This window comes from Serpentinimonas barnesii, assembly GCF_000696225.1.
GTDB classification, from domain to species: domain Bacteria; phylum Pseudomonadota; class Gammaproteobacteria; order Burkholderiales; family Burkholderiaceae_C; genus Serpentinimonas; species Serpentinimonas barnesii.
Genome location: NZ_BAWN01000081.1, coordinates 1 through 1,010, shown reverse-complemented (window position 1 = coordinate 1,010; position 1,010 = coordinate 1). Strand labels below are relative to the sequence as shown.

Here is a 1,010-nt window from a genome sequence, read left to right as displayed (position 1 = left end):
CTGGAAGTTTTTATCTACGCGCTTCTTAAGGGTGTTTCTTGAGAGGCGATGGCGAGAAGGGTAGCTGGGGCCTTGGAACGCTGCGGCGTTGCCGGAGATTATGGCTGGGGCTGTGGAGGAACGCAAGCGCCGTGTGCCTGTGTCGCTCCACGAAGGCCGAGCAGCAGGCCAGCAACCGGGCAGCGGAGCCGGAGCGCGCGGAGGTGGAGCAGCAGAAGCCAGAGCGAGGCCTAACATTTGCTTAACCTGCGAAACCCGAAGGTTTGAGTCAGGTTGAAGCAGTTGTTAGGGATTTTTTATTATTAGTTATATCAATAATATATTGGGTATAGTAAAACACTTGAAGTATTTATAAGATATTTTTCCACATCCAAATATCAGGTTTTCGTAATCCATTAGCATTCGGAATAATCCCAACAATCATATAACCGTTTTTTTGATAAAATTCATAAGGATGTTTATTTTTATTTTGTATTTTATTTATTTCTTCAAATATATTATTTTCATTAATATCTATATCAGAAAGACTTGTCTTATTATATTCATCATCCGTTCCTAACACTATTCCAATAATACCTTTTTCTTTTGCTCTATTTTCTATCTCTTTTAAAAGTATTTTACCAATACCTTTTCCCTGATATTCTGTTTTAACAACCAGTGGATGTAATTCCCATGTCTTGTCATACATTGGACGTAAACCAACCCAGCCGATTAGTTGATCGTTTTGAATTAAACCTATACAGATGTTTGGTAGATCTACACATTGTTCAATTTCAATAATTGCATTTTTAATATTCGGCCAAGATGTATTTCCTAAATCAAGAAATGTTTGAGTTAAAATCCTTGCAGCTTCGAATTGATAGTTGTTTTGCTCAGCGATATCAACAATTGAGTAATTCATACTATTTTCTCTCTTCTTCTTTTTACGCGCCGCGCTAGCGGCGTCGCCCTAACGTTGAGGTTAACCGGCGGGCCGAAGGCACGTCCGAGTTGAACCGCAGGTTAGGCGA

1 protein-coding gene is annotated in these 1,010 nt (G+C 40.2%); it reads right to left on the bottom strand.

Annotated features, from left to right (window positions below; all coding sequences use genetic code 11):
* Nucleotides 1-349: 349 nt before the first annotated feature.
* Nucleotides 350-901 carry an AAC(6')-Ia family aminoglycoside 6'-N-acetyltransferase gene (aac(6'), locus tag SRAH_RS12275; protein WP_076607049.1) on the bottom strand — a complete coding sequence of 184 codons (552 nt, stop codon included), beginning with the start codon at nucleotides 899-901 and terminating at the stop codon, nucleotides 350-352.
* Nucleotides 902-1,010: the final 109 nt, after the last annotated feature.